The organism is Spirosoma flavus, assembly GCF_054778555.1.
Genome location: NZ_BAAGZL010000009.1, coordinates 133,920 through 152,461, shown reverse-complemented (window position 1 = coordinate 152,461; position 18,542 = coordinate 133,920). Strand labels below are relative to the sequence as shown.

The window sequence follows — 18,542 nt, the reverse complement described above, 5'->3', positions numbered from 1 at the left end:
TTCTTTCTTAACCAACTTCCTCTTTATGCAAACATTTATCAACAGACGGATTGGTTCGTTTTTGCTGGCGGGCTTGATGCTGGGTAGTTTACCGCTCCGAGCACAGTTGCTGCCGAAAATTGACGAAACCTACAACGCAAAAATCAAGGAGTATACGACTGACAAGCGGTTTCTGCCGTCGGCGGTACTCAACCTTCCCGACGACGCCAAAGTACCCTCACCTCTGAAGCATTTTGGGCAGATCATCGGTACGCCGGGAATTCTCCATCGGACACCGGAGATTTATGGGTACTACCAGAAGTTGGCTCAATCGTCGCCCAACATCACCATGCAACAGGTGAGCTCGTCGGAAGAAGGGCGGCCGATTAATTTGGTGGCGATTGGCAGTGAGGACGCCATGAAACGGCTCGATCATTACAAAAAACAACTCGCCCTGCTGGCCGATCCACGAAAAGTAGGCAATCAGGATATCGAAACGATTCTCGGCGATACTAAACTCGTTTATTACCTCAACGGTGGCCTGCATTCGCCGGAAATGGGTTCGCCGGAAATGCTCATGGAATTGGCTTACCGACTGATTACCAGCCAGTCGCCGGAAATAAAAACGGTTCGTGATAACATCATCGTGCTCATCAACCCAGTATCTGAACCCGATGGCTGGGATAAGCAGGTCGATTGGTATTATCGATACTCTAAAGCCCGCAAAGACTACGACGACGGTTTCCCGAAATCACCACCGTACTGGGGCAAATACACGTATCACGACAACAACCGCGACGGGTTGCAGGTATCGCAGGCGCTGACCAAAGCGCTGTTCAAAATTTTCTACGACTGGCACCCAACCGTCAGCCTCGACCTGCACGAGTCCGTTCCCCTGCTGTACATCTCCACCGGAACGGGGCCATACAACGAAACCATCGACCCCATCACCATCGGCGAATGGCAGATTATGGCCAACCACGACATTACGTCGCTGGCCGCGCAGGGCATTCCCGGTGTGTTTACGTGGGCGTTTTACGATGGCTGGTATCCCGGTTATGCGCTCTGGATTTCCAACAACCACAACGCCATCGGTCGGTTTTACGAAACGTTCGGAAATGCGGGTGCCAACACGTACCTGCGCGATCTGGCCGAGCAGAAGTACGCGGGCGATGCCGTTACGTCGAAAGAATGGTACCGGCCTGACCCGGCTACCGAAAAAGTATACTGGTCGTACCGGAATAACATCAACTACATGGAAGCGGGCGTACTGGCGTCGCTGTCGTACGGGGCGACCAACAGTCGGATGCTGCTGAAAAACTTTTACCAGAAAGGGCTGAATAACATCAAAAAAGGAACGGAAGAAAAACCCCGCGCTTTCGTGATCCCGAGTAAACAGCGCGATCCGGCGATGGCAGCTTATCTGGTGAACCAACTTCGGGCACAGGCTATAGAGGTACACAAAGCCGAATCGGGCAAAAATCAGGGCGACTACGTAGTACTTTTGAACCAGCCGTACCGCAACCTGGCCGTATCATTGCTCACCAAGCAGAATTACCCAAAAGAAGCCAAATTTCCGCCGTATGATGACATCGCCTGGACGATGGGCTATCTGTATGGCGTAGACGTGAAAGCCGAAGACAGTCTTCGCTACGTAGCAAGTGAGTTGAAAATGATAAACGACGACGTTAAATACGACGGCAACGTAGCGGGCGACGGTACCGACTACGTACTGAATTATAAAGCTCAGAACAACGTACTGTCGGCGCTTTTCTGGATGAAATCACAGGCCAAGCAAGGGAAAGCGATGGTGATGGATTCGAAAACAAAACTGTCTGGTGGTAAGGATACGCTGGCGGCTGGGGCACTGGTATTCAAAGGTTTATCTGCCGATCAGGCGAAAAAATTATCAAGTCAGTTCGGGCTTGATTTACAGGCAACCAAAGCCAGTCCGGAGGGCGTTGGTTCACCGCTACGTCAGCACGAAGTAAGTCTGCCCCGCGTTGCGATTTACCACAGCTGGTACAACACGCAGGATGAAGGCTGGGCGCGTTACACGTTCGAGCAGCGCGGTATTCCCTATACGTCGATCAACAAAGACCAGTTGAAGGCGGGCGATCTTCGCAAGAAATTCGATGTCATTCTGATTCCGAGAATGCGCGGTTCGGTCACCAATTTTATTCACGAAATCGACTCGCGGTTTGGACCGCTTCCGTATACCAAAACACCCGAATTTCCCTCGCACGGTTTCCCCGATGCTACGTCCGATATTACAGGCGGACCGGGTTTTGAGGGTATTGAAAACCTGAAAAAATTTGTCGAAACGGGCGGTGTACTGGTTACGTTGGACAATTCGTCGCTGATGGTGGCGCAGTCGGGTATCACGCGCGATCTGGACGAAGTGAGTGCTCCTACCCTATTTCATCCAGGTTCGGTAGTAATGGCTAAAAATCGCAGACCGGATAGCCCGGTGATGTACGGCTTCCCAGAGACATTTCCGATTTTCCGGGGAATCGCGCCATTACTGCAAACCAAGCGCTATAACCGCGACATGATGTTGATGCAGTACGGAACCAAACTCCTTAAGGATGAGGAAGAATACAAGGGGGCAATTATGGGAATGCCTAACAAAAAACCGGCTGAGAAAACCAAAGAAGCACCCAAAAAAGAAGAGTCCTACGTAGTGTCAGGAATGGTACGTAACGAGCAGACGATCATCGGTCACGGAAGTGTGTTCAACGTACCAGTCGGCAGTGGTCGGGTGATTGCTTTCACGTTCGACCCGCTGCATCGCTACCTCAACCACCACGATGCGCCCCTCGTCTGGAACGTATTGATCAACTGGAATCACCTCGATACGCCAGCCAGTCAGACTACCGCCGAAACGACTTCACCGGCTTCGGTGAAAACGGGTGGCGGGAATTGAGTTTTGGCCTCAACGTAACGGGCGATACGTATCAGTACGTATCGCCCGTTACGTTAAATGCTGTAAGCGTATTATTTCTTCTCAAGAAGTTGTTTTACAAGCTGTTTCAGTTCATCAACCTCCGTCCGTAACTGGTTGTTTTTCTGTTTCTCTGCCTGCGCATCTTTTTCCATTTGAATGCTATACAGGGTGAGTTCTTCGATCTTGGCCAGCAACGTAGCATCAGTCTTGTGCAGGTCGTTGCCCTTCGCCACCATCTCCTTGGCCGAGGGCACCCCCGGTAGGTGCTTGTGCGCCTTCACATAACGCTCCACCTCCGACAATCCCTTCAATTCATACGTATCAGCAAACACGTAATCGCTCCACTCACTGGTGTTCTTGAGGGCCACCTTCACCTTCTCGGTCAGAATCCCCTCCTCCACAAACAGCTTGTAACCCACCGGGGTGCGCCCTACGTTGGCCCCGATGATGACTGCATCGTTCTGGGTGCTCTGCAGAAACGAACCCTTGCGCTGCCACAACGACTCGCTCACCCCCTCGCGGGCCGAGCTGTTCACGCTGGCCATCACCACGTCGCCCTGCTCGTTGACCGACAGAAACTTGTACTGATTGAGCATGGTGGCCGGCGTGGAGTTGTTCATGTTGGTCAGCCGCAGGCCCGACTGGTTGGCCACCCCTTTGGTGATCTCCAGGCTGTTGTTGGGGGCCGAGTTGCCGATGCCCACCCGGGCGCCGGGTGCGCCCAGCACCACCGAGTTGCTGGTCGTGACGATGGCGTTGACCCCGATAGCGGAGGAGTTGTTGACGGTGGGTCCGTTGGTACCGGCCCCAAAGCCGATGAAGGTGTTATAAGTACCTGCTGTGTTGCCCGAGAAGTTGGCGGCCCGGCCGATGTAGGTGTTGTTCTGGCCGGTGGCGTTACCCAGTCCGGCCCCGTCGCCGATGAAGGTGTTACCCAGTCCGGAGGTGTTGTTCTGGCCCGATCCGTTGCCGATGAACAGGTTGTAGGAGCCGTTGCTGTTCTGGCCCGCGTAAGAGCCCAGAAACAGATTACTGCCCCCACCAGTGTTGCTGTAGCCAGCCTGCCAGCCTATAAATACGTTATTGGCGCCAGCCCCGTTGTTGCGACCGGCACTGCCTCCTACAAATGTGTTTTGGTTCCCATTAGAATTGCTATAACCTGCACTCTCGCCTACAAATGTATTGCCACCACCACCCGAGTTAAAAAGTCCAGCGGTATGACCCAGGAAGGTATTATTACTTCCACCCTGGTTGCTGAAGCCTGCGTCATAGCCCATGAATAAATTAGCTGAACCAATTGTATTGCTATAACCAGCGGCCAGACCCACGAATGTGTTTCGAGATCCGGTATTGGTTCTATAACCAGCCTGATTACCAATAAATGTATTTTGTCCGCCGGAAGTATTGCTATATCCGGCTTTCGAACCAACCATCACATTACCGCTGGTTGTATTATTAAACCCTGCCGAATCACCCACCATAACATTGTTATTTCCGGTTGAATTGAAACGTAACGCACCCGGCCCAATCGCAACGTTAACATCGCCGGTAGTCGTCGAAAAGCCTGCCGCGTGGCCGTAAAACGTATTGCTGTAACCAGACGTCAACCCCCCTCCAGCAAAGTATCCGGTTACTGTATTCTGGAAACCAGTGGTTCCGGCACCCGCAAATCCGCCAAGGGCAACGTTGGAATAACCTGTTGTAATTTCTGATCCAGCGCCATAGCCTACGCCTGTATTATAACTCCCGGTTGTGTTAGAAGCGCCAGCCACATACCCAACAAAAGTGCCTCCTGTACCACTTGTATTGACATTACCTGCGTTATAACCAAAAAAAGAGTTAAACCATCCGCCAGACGTTATGGACAGACCCGTGCCAATGCCAAACAGGGTGTTGGAATTACCGGGAGTAGCCGTTACAGGGGTACGGACAATTAAATTATTCTGACCGTATGTCAGACCAGATGCGAGAATTGTTGCCAGCAGAAAGCCGTAAATCTTTTTCATGATTTTTAGTGTCCAAAGTTTGGCTATGAATATAGAATAAGGCCCCCTTACAGGCTGTTCACTTTTGAGTGATCGGTTATATGTAAGGGGATTTATCTATTTATCGGACTTTCTCAAATGACTCTGAACGATACGTATCGGTGAATTGGAATAAATGATCGCTATACCGCCCATCGTCAATTAAGAGCCCTAAGCACGCTTGCTTATTTCTTCTCCAGAAGTTGGCGTACCAATTGTTTCAATTCATCCAGCTCGGTCTGCTGTTTTTTATCATTTTGTTGTAGCAGCCGATTCGCCTTCTCAAGTTGGATGCTATACAGGGTGAGTTCTTCGATCTTGGCCAGCAACGTAGCATCGGTCTTGTGCAGATCATTGCCCTTCGCCACCATCTCCTTGGCTGAGGGCACCCCCGGTAAGTGCTTGTGCGCCTTCACATAACGCTCCACCTCCGACAATCCCTTCAATTCATACGTATCAGCAAACACGTAATCGCTCCACTCACTGGTGTTCTTGAGGGCCACCTTCACCTTCTCGGTCAGAATCCCCTCCTCCACAAACAGCTTGTAACCCACCGGGGTGCGCCCTACGTTGGCCCCGATGATGACTGCATCGTTCTGGGTGCTCTGCAGAAACGAACCCTTGCGCTGCCACAACGACTCGCTCACCCCCTCGCGGGCCGAGCTGTTCACGCTGGCCATCACCACGTCGCCCTGCTCATTGACCGACAGAAATTTGTACTGATTGAGCATGGTGGCCGGTGTGGAGTTGTTCATGTTGGTCAGCCGCAGGCCCGACTGGTTGGCCACCCCTTTGGTGATCTCCAGGCTGTTGTTGGGGGCCGAGTTGCCGATGCCCACCCGGGCGCCGGGTGCGCCCAGCACCACCGAGTTGCTGGTCGTGACGATGGCGTTGACCCCGATGGCAGTGGAGTTGTTGACCGAGGGGCCACCCGTGCCAGTCTGGAAGCCGATGAAGGTGTTCTGGGTGCCTGATCCGTTTCCGGCATAGTTGGCGGCCCGGCCGATGTAGGTGTTGTTCTGGCCGGTGGCGTTGCCGTAGCCTGAGCCATCACCGATGAAGGTGTTGCCCAGCCCGGAGGTGTTGTTGTAGCCCGATCCGTTGCCGATGAACAGGTTGTAGGAACCATTGCTAAAGGCCCCGGCGTAAGAGCCCAGAAACAGATTACTCCCCCCACTAATATTGCTAATTCCCGCCTGGTAACCCGCAAATACATTATTAGTACCTGAGGAAGTGTTATTACCCGCCTGAACTCCAAGCATGATGTTGTTTCCTCCCGTGTTCAGATTATAGCCAGCCTGCCAGCCCAGGGCGACGTTATTATTAGCCGTAGTGTTGTTGTACCCAGCGCCACGTCCAACAAACGTATTTTGATTACCGGATGTATTAGAAGTACCTGTATTCATACCTACAAATACGTTATTGCCCCCGTTGCTATTGGCGCGGCCTGCACCAGTACCTACAAAAACATTGGTAAATCCTGAGGTATTGCTATAGCCAGCATCTTTGCCTACAAAAACATTACTATTCCCCGCCTGATTACTAAAGCCTGCCTGGTGGCCCACAAACGTATTGCCGGGCCCATTATTAGTGTAGCCAGCCGAGCGCCCCACAAACGTATTTTCGTAGGAAGTGGAGTTATTTTGGCCTGTATTTTCGCCTATAAAAGTATTCTCGTAACCCGTGGTCAGACCATTACCCGCAAAGTACCCCAATACCGTGTTTCTATTGCCGCTAGTGGTAATCGATGTACCCGTTCCGATGCCCACCAGTGTATTATAGAGAGCGGGCGCCGTCGAAGTCGGCGTGCGGATAACTAAATTAGTCTGCCCATATGTCAAACCAGACAAGAGCGTTGCTACTAAGAGAAAGCCGTAAGTCTTTTCCATAATTCTTATCGTTAAGTGTTCGGCAATGAAGATAGATCCAGGACGTACCGAAACGCTAAACTTTTGAGTAATCGGTTGATTGTTACGTAGTTTACCTATTCAGTGGGGATTAAACGTAACGGGCGATACGTATTGATACGTATCGCCCGTTACGTTTAAAAGCGCCATCAAAATAGACTTATTTTTCTCCAGAAGCTGGCGAATTCGTTGTATCAATTCGTCAGCTTCGGCTCATAGCTGCTTATTGACTTTTTCCTGTCAAATGCTGTAACTCTTGACCAGCAACGTTGCATCCATCTTCGCGACATCGCTACTCTGCTTTACTACGTACTGAACCGAAAGTACGCCCGATGAATGCCTGTGCTGACGAACGTACCGCTCCACCTCCGGCAAGTCTTTTTCCCAGTGGTATTGCTGAAAATCGACTGCTACCTGGAAATACATTATGCATACAAGAAGTGTTGTAATACCCTGTTCGATAGCCAGCAAACAACCTATTTCTATCGCTGCTAATTCTTTTAGCTGCTTCCTAATCCAGAATAACGGAATTACCATCTGTACCGGCGACTTCCCCAGCATAAGCCATTTCTTTTAGAAAATGCGACGAGAGTGTTAATGATTGCGACGAGAGTGTTAGCGCAAGTGGGCGCCGGTACTGAACTTGCTGCCCTGTTACAAGTGCATCCTGGCTTTAACTCTCTGTTGACCCATTATGAAAAAAAGCAAACTTGCCGATGAGCAGCTAATCGACGTCTTTCAGCAAACAAATCGCGCCGGCAGCTTCGATGAACTGTATAATCGGTACATCCGAAAAGTATACCGGACCTGTTTGTCCATGACTAAGAATGCATCGACGGCCGAAGATTATACGCAGGATATTTTTATCAAAGTTTTCGAACGGCTGAATTCATTTCATAATCGCTCTTCCTTTTCCACCTGGCTATATACCATAACCCGGAATCACTGCCTCGATCAGCTACGATTCAGCAAACGCATTTCTTACGAATCTTTGTCAGCTTATCTGGCGGCCGGAGAACCTAACCAAGTTGTCGAAACCGATACCACTGAACTCCCGGAATACCAGATTCAGCTACTAAAAAAATCGATGAACCAGTTGCCGAAGGAAGAAGTCACACTGTTGAAGCTCCGGTATGAACACGGTTTATCCATCAAAGCCATCAGTGAATATTCTCAATTGACAGAGGGCAATGTGAAAGTACGCCTGAAGCGAACGCGTGATAAGTTAAGAAAGCTTTATAATTCCTAGAAACCTATACTACTGCTCTTTTTTATACGTCATCATTGTATGCCATTAAAATTAGTTTATAAATATCATATAATGTAAATAATAATTTTATTAAGATAAATTTTTGGTTTCTTTTTCTTATTAAAATTATAATACTTACCTATGTTCCAGTAACAAACCAGACATACCCTATTTCTCCGATCGATTTCAACAGAAAATCTGTGTTAAATTCTAGCAGAATCACTTAATCAATTCAATAATTAAATAAACTCAATCATGAAAAAAAGTCTATTCCTCTTCCTTCTCTTTTTCACCACCGTTCGTTTCATCAGTTTTGCTCAGGTCGGTATTGGCACGCAAACCCCAAATGCCGGTGCTCAGCTCGACGTTAGTTCTACAGACAAGGGCATGCTGGTGCCCAGGGTGGCCAGCACAGCCAATGTTACCTCGCCCACCGAAGGCTTGCTAGTTTATCAGACAGGCGGCACGGCCGGGTTTTACGTCTATAAAAGCGGGGCCTGGGTCAGGCTGGCCACCACCTCGGACATTCCCACGGGTGGCGGGGGCAGTGGGGCGGCTATCATCCCGTTTGCATCCGGAACTCCTGTTACCATCACAACCGCTGCGGGTGGTCTGCAGGGTACAGGAGCTTTATTAGGTTTTGGCAATTCTGCTTCTGGGATTTCAATAGTAGGTGGAACTATAGACCTGACCGGAAACCCAGGCGCGGCCATCAACTATGCGTTTTCGGTGCCGCGCGATGGCACCATCACCGCTCTGGCGGGCTACTTCAGTACAACGAATGCTCTAAGCCTAGTTGGTACGACACTCACGATTCAGGCTCAGTTATATCAGTCTAGTGCACCAAATAATGTATTTACGCTTGTTCCGGGCGCTGCTATCACCTTATCACCTCCACTTACGGGTATAGCTGCATTAGGAACCGTACTGAGCGGCAATATAACTGGGCTATCCATTCCAGTAACGGCGGGAACTCGTTTGGTGCTTGTTTATTCCGCCACCGCTGCAGGACTTTCTCTGATAAATACAGCAACCGGCTATGCCAGTGCGGGTTTATCCATCAATTAGCGCTAGCTTCAGAGTAAAGGCCGACATGGCTTTAGCCAGCCTTCACCGTATAGCGTTCGGATTGCCGATTTCACTACGTTACGTAGCCATCAATCGATATCCCAGATATATTCAATGCGACTCAGTCAACGTGAACATCTCTCAACCAGTCATTCATGAAACATATTCTATTCATTATAAGTCTGATGACGCTGCTGTCGGTACGTAGTACAGCGCAGTTCGTCAATCAGGGCACGCTCTTCGTTGGGGCCGGCACTACGGTTTCGACGGTAGACAGTTTTACCAACTCAGGTGCCTCGATGATCAATAACGGGATCCTGTCGTTTAGTGCGAACGTAACTAATAACGGTGGCTTTAATGGCGCATCAGGTGAGATACAACTAAAGGGAAGCACAGTGCAAACGGTTGGTGGTACCTCCGCGCTCGACGCAAAAACGCTGACCTTACAAAATACGGCGGCAGGCCAGGCTGTTCTGCTGGGTATACAATTATCGGTTCACGAGACAGCCAATTTTAACGATGGCATTCTCGCTACCACTACTACTACCTCTAGTTCGCTCATATTGGACGATAACGCCCAGGTAGTAGGTGCCGGAGATGGCTCACATGTAGTTGGTCCGGTTTTGAAATTTGGAGATGATATATTTACGTTTCCAATCGGCAATGGCACTACGTATCGGCCTGCGGTTATTAGACCTTCAGGAAATGGTGCATATAGAGCTCAATATGTTGAATCAGCTCCCACAAATTCGGGCAACTTGGCGGCCTGTTTATCCGCTATTTCGGCTAATGAATACTGGAGGATTGATTACGTATTGGGAGGTGGCAACTCAGCTGTGGGATTAGCGTATCAGAACGTAGCGACCAGCCCAACCATTACGTCTTCGTTGCCTAACCTGCGGGTTGTCCGCTACACGGGTAGCTCGTGGGGCCCTCTCTCCTGCTCAGCCAACGGTGGAACAACGGGAGGCATCGTACTAACAGATGGGATTACGGGAAATTCGACAAATTTCGGTCTGTTCACGTTAGGACGTGTTACGAGCGCCGTGGTCAAAGCCACTAAAGTTGTGTCCGGCAGCTTTACGCCGGGGAGTACCGTTACGTATACCATATCCCTAACCAATACGGGAACTACCACGCAGGGCGACAACCCGGGCAATGAATTTACCGACATATTGCCAGCTGGGTTGACTCTGCTCACAGCGTTGTCGTCTTCAGGTACCAGTATTGCCAATATCGGCACAAACACCGTTAACTGGAATGGAGATATTCCGGCGAGCGGATCGGTAACGATTACCATCCTAGCCACTGTAAACCTTGGTACGAATGGGCAAACCATTAGCAATCAGGGCTCGGTTAGTTATGACTCAGATGGGAATGGCACGAACGAGGCCTCTGGCCTGACCGATGATCCATCGGTAGGGGGCGCTAGCGATCCAACAACTTTTGTGGTAAGCTGCCCAACGCTGACAGTCACTAATCCGACCATCGCCACGGCTACATCGGGCGCTCCTTTCAGCCAGACGTTTACGGCTTCGGGAGGCAGCAGTCCTTACAGTTTCTCTACTATCAGTACGCTTCCGACCGGTTTGAGTCTCAGCACAACGGGTGTGCTCAGTGGTACGCCTACGCAGGCGGGCACCTTTAACCTGACCGTGCAGGCCACAGATGCCGGTGGTTGTGGTGGTACAGGAGCTACTTACAGCTTAACCGTGGGCGCGGCTTCTTCGATAACGGGTTTTGCCGCAACGCCTGCTGCTGCCTGTATCGGAAGTCCTGTTACGTATACGGCGACAATCGGTAACGTAACAGGAGCTTATAACTTCACCCTAACCAACGGCTCAAGCACCACTACGGGCAATACGTCCAATACGTCGTTCAGCCAAAATCTGACCGCGGCTGGCTCAGGACCTCAGACCTTTACATTGACTATTAGTGTCGGTGCGCAAACGACTTCGGCCACGACCAGCCTGACCGTCAATGCGCCACCCGTTGCTACGTTATCCGCCAATTTCGGTGGTACGTTGACCTGCGCCCAGACCTCGCTGACACTCACGGCGGGTGGAGGTACCAGCTATGCTTTCAGCGGAACGGGCATCGTGAGTCAGAATGCCAGTGCGGGTACGGCGGTGGTAAATGCCAGTGGCGTTTATTCGGTGACCGTTACGTCGTCAGGTTGTTCGAGCACAACATCTATCAACATAAGTCAGAACAACACGGCGCCAACGGTGAGCATCACGCCCAGCAGCGCTACGTTAACCTGCGCCACCCCAACGGTGAGTCTGAGTGCGGTAGGCAGCGGCAGCGGTACGTATCGGTGGACCACTGGCGAGACTACTCAAACCATTTCGGTGAGTACGGCCAATACGTATTCGGTTACCTTTACCGGCACCAACGGCTGTACGACCAGCGCCAGTGCTACGCTTACCCAGGATAATACCTTGCTGACGGTGAGCATCACGCCCAGCAGCGCTACGTTAATCTGCGCTACCCCAACCGTCAGTTTGTCGGCTAGCGGCAGCGGCACGTATCGCTGGAGTAACGGAGCTACCAGCCAGGTTATCTCAGTGACGGCGGCTAATACGTATTCGGTTACCCTCACTGGCACCAACGGCTGTACAGCGACGGCCGGCGCGACGGTTACGCAGGACAGCAACCTGCCAACGGTGAACATCACACCCAGCAGTGCTACGTTGACCTGCGCTACCCCAACGGTGAGTTTGAGTGCGGTGGGCAGTGCTGGAACGTACCGCTGGAGTACAGGTGAGACCACTCAGGCCATTTCGGTAAGTCTGGCCAATACGTATTCGGTCACGCTGACGGGTGCCAACGGCTGTACGACCAACGCCAGTGCTACGGTCACCCAGGATAATACGTTGCCGACGGTGAACATCACACCCAGCAGTGCTACGTTAACCTGCGCTGCGCCAACGGTGAGTCTGAGCGCGGTGGGCAGCGGTACGTATCGGTGGACCACTGGCGAGACCACTCAAACCATCTCGGTGAGTACGGCCAATACGTATTCAGTAACATTTACCGGCACCAACGGTTGTACAGCGACGGCTATCGCGACAGTTTCCCAGGATAATACCTTGCCGGCAGTGACTATTACCGCTACTCCATCGCTGACGATTGGTACGGGCCAAAGCGCTACGTTAACCGCCAGCGGTGCTACGTCGTATGTGTGGAGTACCGGCACCAATACGGCTTCTATTGTGGTAAACGCGGGGGGGCCTTATTCGGTTACGGGTAGCGCGGGTAATGGCTGCTCGGTTACGACGTCGGTTACGGTCGTTAGCCAGCCAACAGGCCCCTTTGCCTTTTCCAGCGTGATCGCTAATACGTGCCAGCAGATTTCGGCGAATCGCTACGTGATCAGCTTTACGCCTGTATATACCGGCACCAATGGCCAGCCCATCAGCTTCTCGGTGGTCAATGAGCTGTTCCCGACGACTGCTCCGGGGCCATACACGCTCCAGCTCTATACGGATAATCCAGTGATTACCCTCAAAGCCCAGCAGGGTGGTACGCCGGGAGAGGTGACGTATGCCTATAACTGGCTGGCAGCCTGCACCTCAACCCAGCCTAACACGCCCCCACGAGTTAATCAACCACTGATCGATCAAATTGCGAAGGTTGGCGAAGGCTTCGGCTACACCATTCCGCAGCTGACCTTTACCGATAATGAAACTCCCCAAAGCCTGGTGCTCAGTGTGAGTGGATTACCGGCCGGATTGAGTTTCAGTCCGCCAACCCAGATTGGGGGTGTACCCAGTGTAACCGGCGTCAGTACCGTAACGGTAACGGCTACTGATCCCCAGGGTCTCAGCGTGAGCACCAGCTTCCGGCTGACAGTTGTAGAACCCACGGCGACCAATACCCCACCGACTCTGGCGAACCCAATTCCAGCGCAGGTAGGTATTCAGGGGCAACCCTTCACGTTGAACGTCGGCAATACCTTCACCGATGCTCAGACGCCGAACGCCCTCGTACTGACAGCTAGCGGATTACCAACCGGCTTAAATCTGGTAGGTACGATCATCTCCGGCACACCTTCGGTAACGGGTACATCGATGGTTTCGCTGACGGCGGTCGATCCCGGTGGATTGAGTGCGACTACCAGCTTTATGCTGACCATTCAGCCCGCTTCAGTAACGGCCAGCGCACCTTTCGCCATAACGGGGGTTAACCCGATCACCTGTACCCAGGTGGCCAACAATCGCTATGAGATCAGCTTTACACCCCGCTATTCGGGGCTGAATGGGCAAACGGTAACCTTCTGGGTGGTGAATGAGTTGGTGCCCACCACGGCTCCAGGCCCGTATTCGTTACAGCTCTACAACGACAACCCAACGATTGTGCTCAAGGCCCGTCAGGACGGAACAGCAGGTGAGGTTAGTTTCACCTACAACTGGCTGGCAAATTGTGGCGCTCCTCCTCAACCCAATACGCCCCCCCGTGTGAACATTCCGCTGTCGAATCAAACGGCTCGCGTGGGTCAGGAATTTGGCTATACCATTCCGCAACTGACCTTTACGGATAATGAAACTCCCCAAAGTCTGGTATTGAGTGTGAGTGGTTTACCAGCTGGCATGAATTTCAGTCCGCCAACCCAGATCGGGGGCGTACCAAGTGTGAGTGGCGTGAGCAGTGTGACGGTGACGGCCACTGATCCGAGCGGGTTAAGTGTGAGCACCACTTTTTCGCTGACGGTGTTGCCGGCCAATGCGCCCGTAGGTTTTGCCATCACGGGCGTGCAGACGCTGAGCTGTGTAAGTCTGGACGTTAATCGCCGGTCGATCACGTTTACTCCTCAATACAGTGGTTTGGATGGAAGTCCGGTCAGTTTCTCGGTGGTAAACGAAATGTTACCAACTATTGCTCCGGCCCCTTACACGTTGACGTTGTACACTGATAATGTCACACTTCGGTTGCGGGCTCAGCAAGGCGGTGCTTCTGCCAGTTACGACTATAACTGGCTGGCGGCCTGTAACGCGCCTACCCGACAGGGCGTAGCAGAGCAGACGATACCACTGCGAGTTACGGTGCTGGGTAACCCGATCGAAGGAAACCTCGTTAAGCTTAACGTAACTGGAGCCGAAGGGCATCGGTTGAAGGTCGCACTGGTGAACGGGCAGGGTGCTGTAGTTGGCAACCAGGTTGTTGAAGGCGCATCTGCTGAGCAGTCGGTCGAGCTGTCGTTCAAAGGAGGGGCAGGTTTATATCTCCTGCGCGTGCATACTCCTGACCAGCAGCAGACTCTCAAACTCATCAAGCAATAAATAAGCATGACGTTTTAACTGAGTCTGATTTTCCTATAAAAAGAAAGCCAACGTCGATTCTGACGTTGGCTTTCTTTTTATAGCAGATAGACACTTATAAACGATACGTCCCTTTATCGGCTTCCTGAATAACGGGCTGGGGCGCTGTTTTTCGGGGTACTTTTCTGGATAAACTGCCGCAAATGCTCGTTGCTGGTAGCTAAATCTTCTTTCCGCAGGTACATCATGTGACCGCTTCGGTAGCCTTCCCAATCCATCCGATCTTTCATTTTACCACCCGCATCCATTTGCCACATGTTGTATTTGGCATTGAAATAATCGCAGGCTCCGTCGTAATAGCCCGATTGAACCAGCAGATGCAGATACGGATTTTGCGCCATCGCCTGACGCAGATTTTCGCCGGTTCTATTGTTGGTGTTATCCCACGGGAACGTAGGACCGAACATGTAGTATTTCAGGTCAGTTTTGTAGTTTAGTTCGTCGCGCATGAACATGTTGATGGCGGGTGTAAACGAGTGCAGCCACGACGTCAGTTCGGCGTTATAATCGGGCGCAATACCGGCATCTTTGCTGTCCATACCCAGGTAACGCGAGTCCAGTCGGCCCACGGTCTGGCTGCGGGAACGTAGCAGTTCTTTCCAGAAGAAGTTGGTCGGTACGTCCAGATTCTGCTGCATCACCGCCGTTTCGGAAAGTCCCGAATACCGCGCTACTTTGGCCGCAATTTCTTTGCGTTTCTGATCGCTCAACGCCCCGCCCATTGCCAGTGCGGGAAGGTATTCCTGAATGGTGAACGTCTCTACTTCGGGCAATACGTCGGTCAGATCTTTTTTCTGTAAATCAGCCGGCAACGACTTATGATACCAGGCCGTAGCGGCAAAATAAGGTAGTTTCAGCGCACCAGCTGCCGGGCCGTCACGTTCGATACCCAACGTAGTGGGCGACACCAGAATTACCCCATTTAGGTACATCCAATGGGCATTCTGCAACTCCAGCGCCAGACCGGAAACCCGGGTAGTACCATAACTTTCTCCAATCAAATATTTAGGTGATGCCCAGCGATTGTAGCGGCTCACGAACGTATTGATCCAGTCGGCCAGATACTTGACGTCGGCATTTACACCAAAAAATAGTTTAGCCGCTGGTACGTCCTTATTCACTGGTCGCGAAAAACCGGTGTTGACGGGGTCGACGTATACTATATCCGCTACGTCCAGAATCGAGTTTGGGTTGTCTTTGATGCCATAGGGCTGAATGGGGTACCCCTCATCGTCAACTTTCAGAATCCGTGGACCCGTATAGCCAATCATCATCCAGACCGAAGCCGTACCCGGACCGCCATTGAACGAAATCACCAGCGGACGCGCTGACCGGTCTGCTACGTCGGAGCGTTCGAAATAAGTAAAAAAGACGCCAGCCACAGGTTTACCCTCCTCATCCCAGACCGGAATGGTGCCCGCCGTTGCCTTATACGGCACGCGCTGACCTTTGATGGTCACCTGCCCATTGGTAACTACCTGCGAATCAATGTTCAGCGTTCGGGAAGCTGGTTTATCTTCTTTGGGAGGTTGTTTTTCGGCAGCAGCCGGTTTTTGGGCATACGTAGCAGTGAACGATAATGAACAGAGCAACAGGCTGTAAACTGTTTTTTTCATGAATAAAATTGGGTTGATGAGCTAACTAAGTACAAGTCTATTGACGTTACGAAGACGACGTATCATCTTATTTTCCGACCGAATATAACCAGAATTGCAGAATAGTATTTGGCTGTATCTTCTTTTCATAATGGTCTAGAAAGTAATAAGGACAAAATAGGGCACTAATTATACTATACGCTCATCCGTACGTATTGACAGTCATTTTTCTGTATTTTAGCCAGTTAGCGTAATCAAACCATCTATGAAACCCATTCTTTACTTTCTACTACTAGCCAGCTATACCGTAACCGCCCAATCGCTGTCCAAACCCGAAAGCAACGTAGTGGCCACGGTAAAAAAACAGATGCCCGAAACGGAAGCTTTTCTAAAAAAAGTGGTCAACATCAACAGCGGTACACTCAACAAGGAGGGGGTACGTAGCGTCGGTAAACTTATGGCCGATGAATTCGATAAACTGGGTTTCAAAACGGAATGGGTTTCATTGCCGGATTCGCTCAACCGGGCGGGCCATCTGGTGGCTACCCGGCAAGGGAAAAAAGGCAAAAAGCTGTTTTTAATCGGCCACCTCGACACTGTTTTCGAGAAAAGCCTGCCCATGGAACCCTTCACCCGTGTAAACGACTCAACCGCATCGGGGCAGGGAGTGAATGATATTAAAGGGGGTGACGTACTGATTATTGCCGCGCTAAAGGCTCTCCACGACCAGAAACTTCTGGATGATACGTCCATTACTATTTATTTGACTGGCGACGAAGAAAGCTCCGGTGGGCCCGAAAGTCGACGCGATTTTATTGAACGCGCCAAACGTTGCGATCTGGCCCTGGCTTTTGAAACCGCCCAGAATCTCGGCACCGTTACAACCGGACGTCGGGGTTCGAGTAGCTGGACGTTGAACGTAAAGGCTCGTTCGGGGCATTCTTCGCGGGTTTTTAGTGATCTGGGATACGGGGCTATCTACGAGGCCGCCCGCATCCTGACCGAGTTCCGGCGGGTATTGGGGCAGGAACAATACCTGACGTTTAATCCTGGTCTGATGGTAGGCGGTTCGGAAGTGAAATATGACGACAAAAGCGCCAAAGCCGAAACGGTGGGTAAAACCAACATTGTGGCGGGTACGGCACTGGTAAAAGGCGATTTGCGCTTTCTGACCGAGACCCAGAAAGAAAAAGCCCGCGTCCGTATGCGCGAAATAGTAGATAAAAGTTTGCCCTTGACAAAAGCCACCATTACGTTCGCTGATGGCATTCCGGGGATGGAACCAAACGCAGCCAACGACGAACTTCGGAAACAGGTCGATAAAGTGAGTCGGGATATGGGACTGGGACCGGTGGTGGCCGGTGATCCTGGCTCACGTGGCGCTGGAGACGTATCGTTTGTGGCGCAATACATGCCGTGCATCGACGGGTTGGGCGCTTCGGGCAAAGGTGCCCACAGCATCGAAGAAACCATCAATTTGAAAGAATTTCCATTTCTGATTCAACGGGCCGCCGTTCTGATCTACCGCCTGACGCGGTAAACGTAGCAACAAACCGATAAAACTTTTCTGCTACGTGTCGTAGGTTTTCGACTCTTTCTGCTTTGCTATACGTAACAGCCTTTTCCGCGAATTGAAAAGGCTGTTACGTATCTAGTTTTCACTACGTAGTCTAATCCATTTCGCTCATGCAGAGTCGATTTGCGGGTCATGTAGCCGTTGTTACCGGCGGAGCCGATGGCATCGGCAAAGCCATTGCCCAACGTATCGCTTCGGAAGGTGGCACAGTTGCCCTCTTCGATATCAACCACGTAACACTCGATCAGACCGTTGCAAAGTTTACCAAAGCCGGTTATAACGTAACAGGGCATGTTCTCGACGTATCACAGGAAAATCTGGTCGAAAAAGCGATTCAGGCCGTAGTGGACGCTAACGGGCAGGTGGATATCATGGTAAATTCGGCGGGCATCGTGGGACCGACCAACACCAAAATCACCGATTATTCCGCAGCTGATTTCGACCGGATCTACCACATCAACCTACGCGGGGCCTTCCTGATGACCAAGTACGCCATCAAAGTGATGGAACAGCGAAACTACGGTCGTATTCTGCATCTGGCGTCGATTGCGGGTAAAGAAGGGAATCCATTTATGACGGGTTATTCATCGACCAAAGCGGGCGTTATTGGTCTGGTGAAAGGCATTGGCAAAGAATACGCCGAAACCGGAATTACAGTTAATGGAGTAGCACCGGCCGTTATCAAAACCGCTCTGAATGAAGACACTGCGCCTGAACAACTGGCGTACATGACCGCCAAAATTCCGATGAAACGCTTAGGTACCGTTGAAGAAGTGGCCGCGCTGGCCGCCTGGATCGTTTCAGCCGAAGCGAGTTTCACAACCGGATTTATTTTCGATTTGTCGGGCGGCCGCGCGACGTACTGAGCTAATGATT

10 protein-coding genes are annotated in these 18,542 nt (G+C 51.4%); 6 read left to right on the top strand and 4 right to left on the bottom strand.

All coding sequences use genetic code 11. The features are described from left to right. The first annotated feature begins 25 nt into the window (after window positions 1-25). Window positions 26-2,905 (top strand): M14 family zinc carboxypeptidase, encoded by a 2,880-nt coding sequence (locus ACYVF1_RS30420; protein WP_461086157.1) that lies wholly within the window; start codon window positions 26-28, stop codon window positions 2,903-2,905. A 71-nt stretch (window positions 2,906-2,976) separates the two neighbouring features. Here ACYVF1_RS30420 and ACYVF1_RS30415 read toward each other — a convergent pair whose 3' ends face one another. From ACYVF1_RS30415 to ACYVF1_RS30405, 3 genes are all read right to left on the bottom strand, one after another. Next, complete coding sequence (locus ACYVF1_RS30415; RefSeq protein WP_461086155.1) at window positions 2,977-4,932, bottom strand: autotransporter outer membrane beta-barrel domain-containing protein; 1,956 nt, start codon at window positions 4,930-4,932, stop codon at window positions 2,977-2,979. A gap of 203 nt (window positions 4,933-5,135) precedes the next feature. Then, complete coding sequence (locus tag ACYVF1_RS30410; RefSeq protein ID WP_461086153.1) at window positions 5,136-6,839, bottom strand: autotransporter outer membrane beta-barrel domain-containing protein; 1,704 nt, start codon at window positions 6,837-6,839, stop codon at window positions 5,136-5,138. Between the two features lie 258 nt (window positions 6,840-7,097). Beyond that, window positions 7,098-7,418, bottom strand: a complete 321-nt coding sequence (locus ACYVF1_RS30405; RefSeq protein ID WP_461086151.1) for a hypothetical protein — start codon at window positions 7,416-7,418, stop codon at window positions 7,098-7,100. Between the two features lie 133 nt (window positions 7,419-7,551). Between ACYVF1_RS30405 and ACYVF1_RS30400 the strand changes: the two genes are divergently transcribed. From ACYVF1_RS30400 to ACYVF1_RS30390, 3 genes are all read left to right on the top strand, one after another. Beyond that, on the top strand, window positions 7,552-8,106 hold the full coding sequence (locus tag ACYVF1_RS30400) for an RNA polymerase sigma factor (RefSeq protein WP_461086149.1): 555 nt from the start codon (window positions 7,552-7,554) through the stop codon (window positions 8,104-8,106). Between the two features lie 255 nt (window positions 8,107-8,361). Continuing rightward, window positions 8,362-9,174, top strand: coding sequence for an exosporium glycoprotein BclB-related protein (locus tag ACYVF1_RS30395; protein ID WP_461086147.1), 813 nt, complete (start codon window positions 8,362-8,364; stop codon window positions 9,172-9,174). A gap of 155 nt (window positions 9,175-9,329) precedes the next feature. Then, a complete protein-coding gene (locus ACYVF1_RS30390; RefSeq protein WP_461086145.1) occupies window positions 9,330-14,456 on the top strand; it encodes a putative Ig domain-containing protein in 5,127 nt (1,708 codons plus the stop codon). Window positions 14,457-14,569: 113 nt separating this feature from the next. Here the strand turns inward: ACYVF1_RS30390 and ACYVF1_RS30385 are convergent, their stop codons facing one another. Further along, complete coding sequence (locus ACYVF1_RS30385) at window positions 14,570-16,111, bottom strand: S10 family peptidase (protein WP_461086143.1); 1,542 nt, start codon at window positions 16,109-16,111, stop codon at window positions 14,570-14,572. Between the two features lie 244 nt (window positions 16,112-16,355). Between ACYVF1_RS30385 and ACYVF1_RS30380 the strand changes: the two genes are divergently transcribed. Continuing rightward, window positions 16,356-17,630 (top strand): M20/M25/M40 family metallo-hydrolase, encoded by a 1,275-nt coding sequence (locus ACYVF1_RS30380; protein ID WP_461086141.1) that lies wholly within the window; start codon window positions 16,356-16,358, stop codon window positions 17,628-17,630. 146 nt (window positions 17,631-17,776) lie between these two features. Then, the gene (locus tag ACYVF1_RS30375; RefSeq protein WP_461086139.1) at window positions 17,777-18,532 is read left to right on the top strand and encodes an SDR family NAD(P)-dependent oxidoreductase; all 756 of its coding nucleotides are present in this window, start codon (window positions 17,777-17,779) and stop codon (window positions 18,530-18,532) included. The last annotated feature ends 10 nt before the right edge of the window (window positions 18,533-18,542 follow it).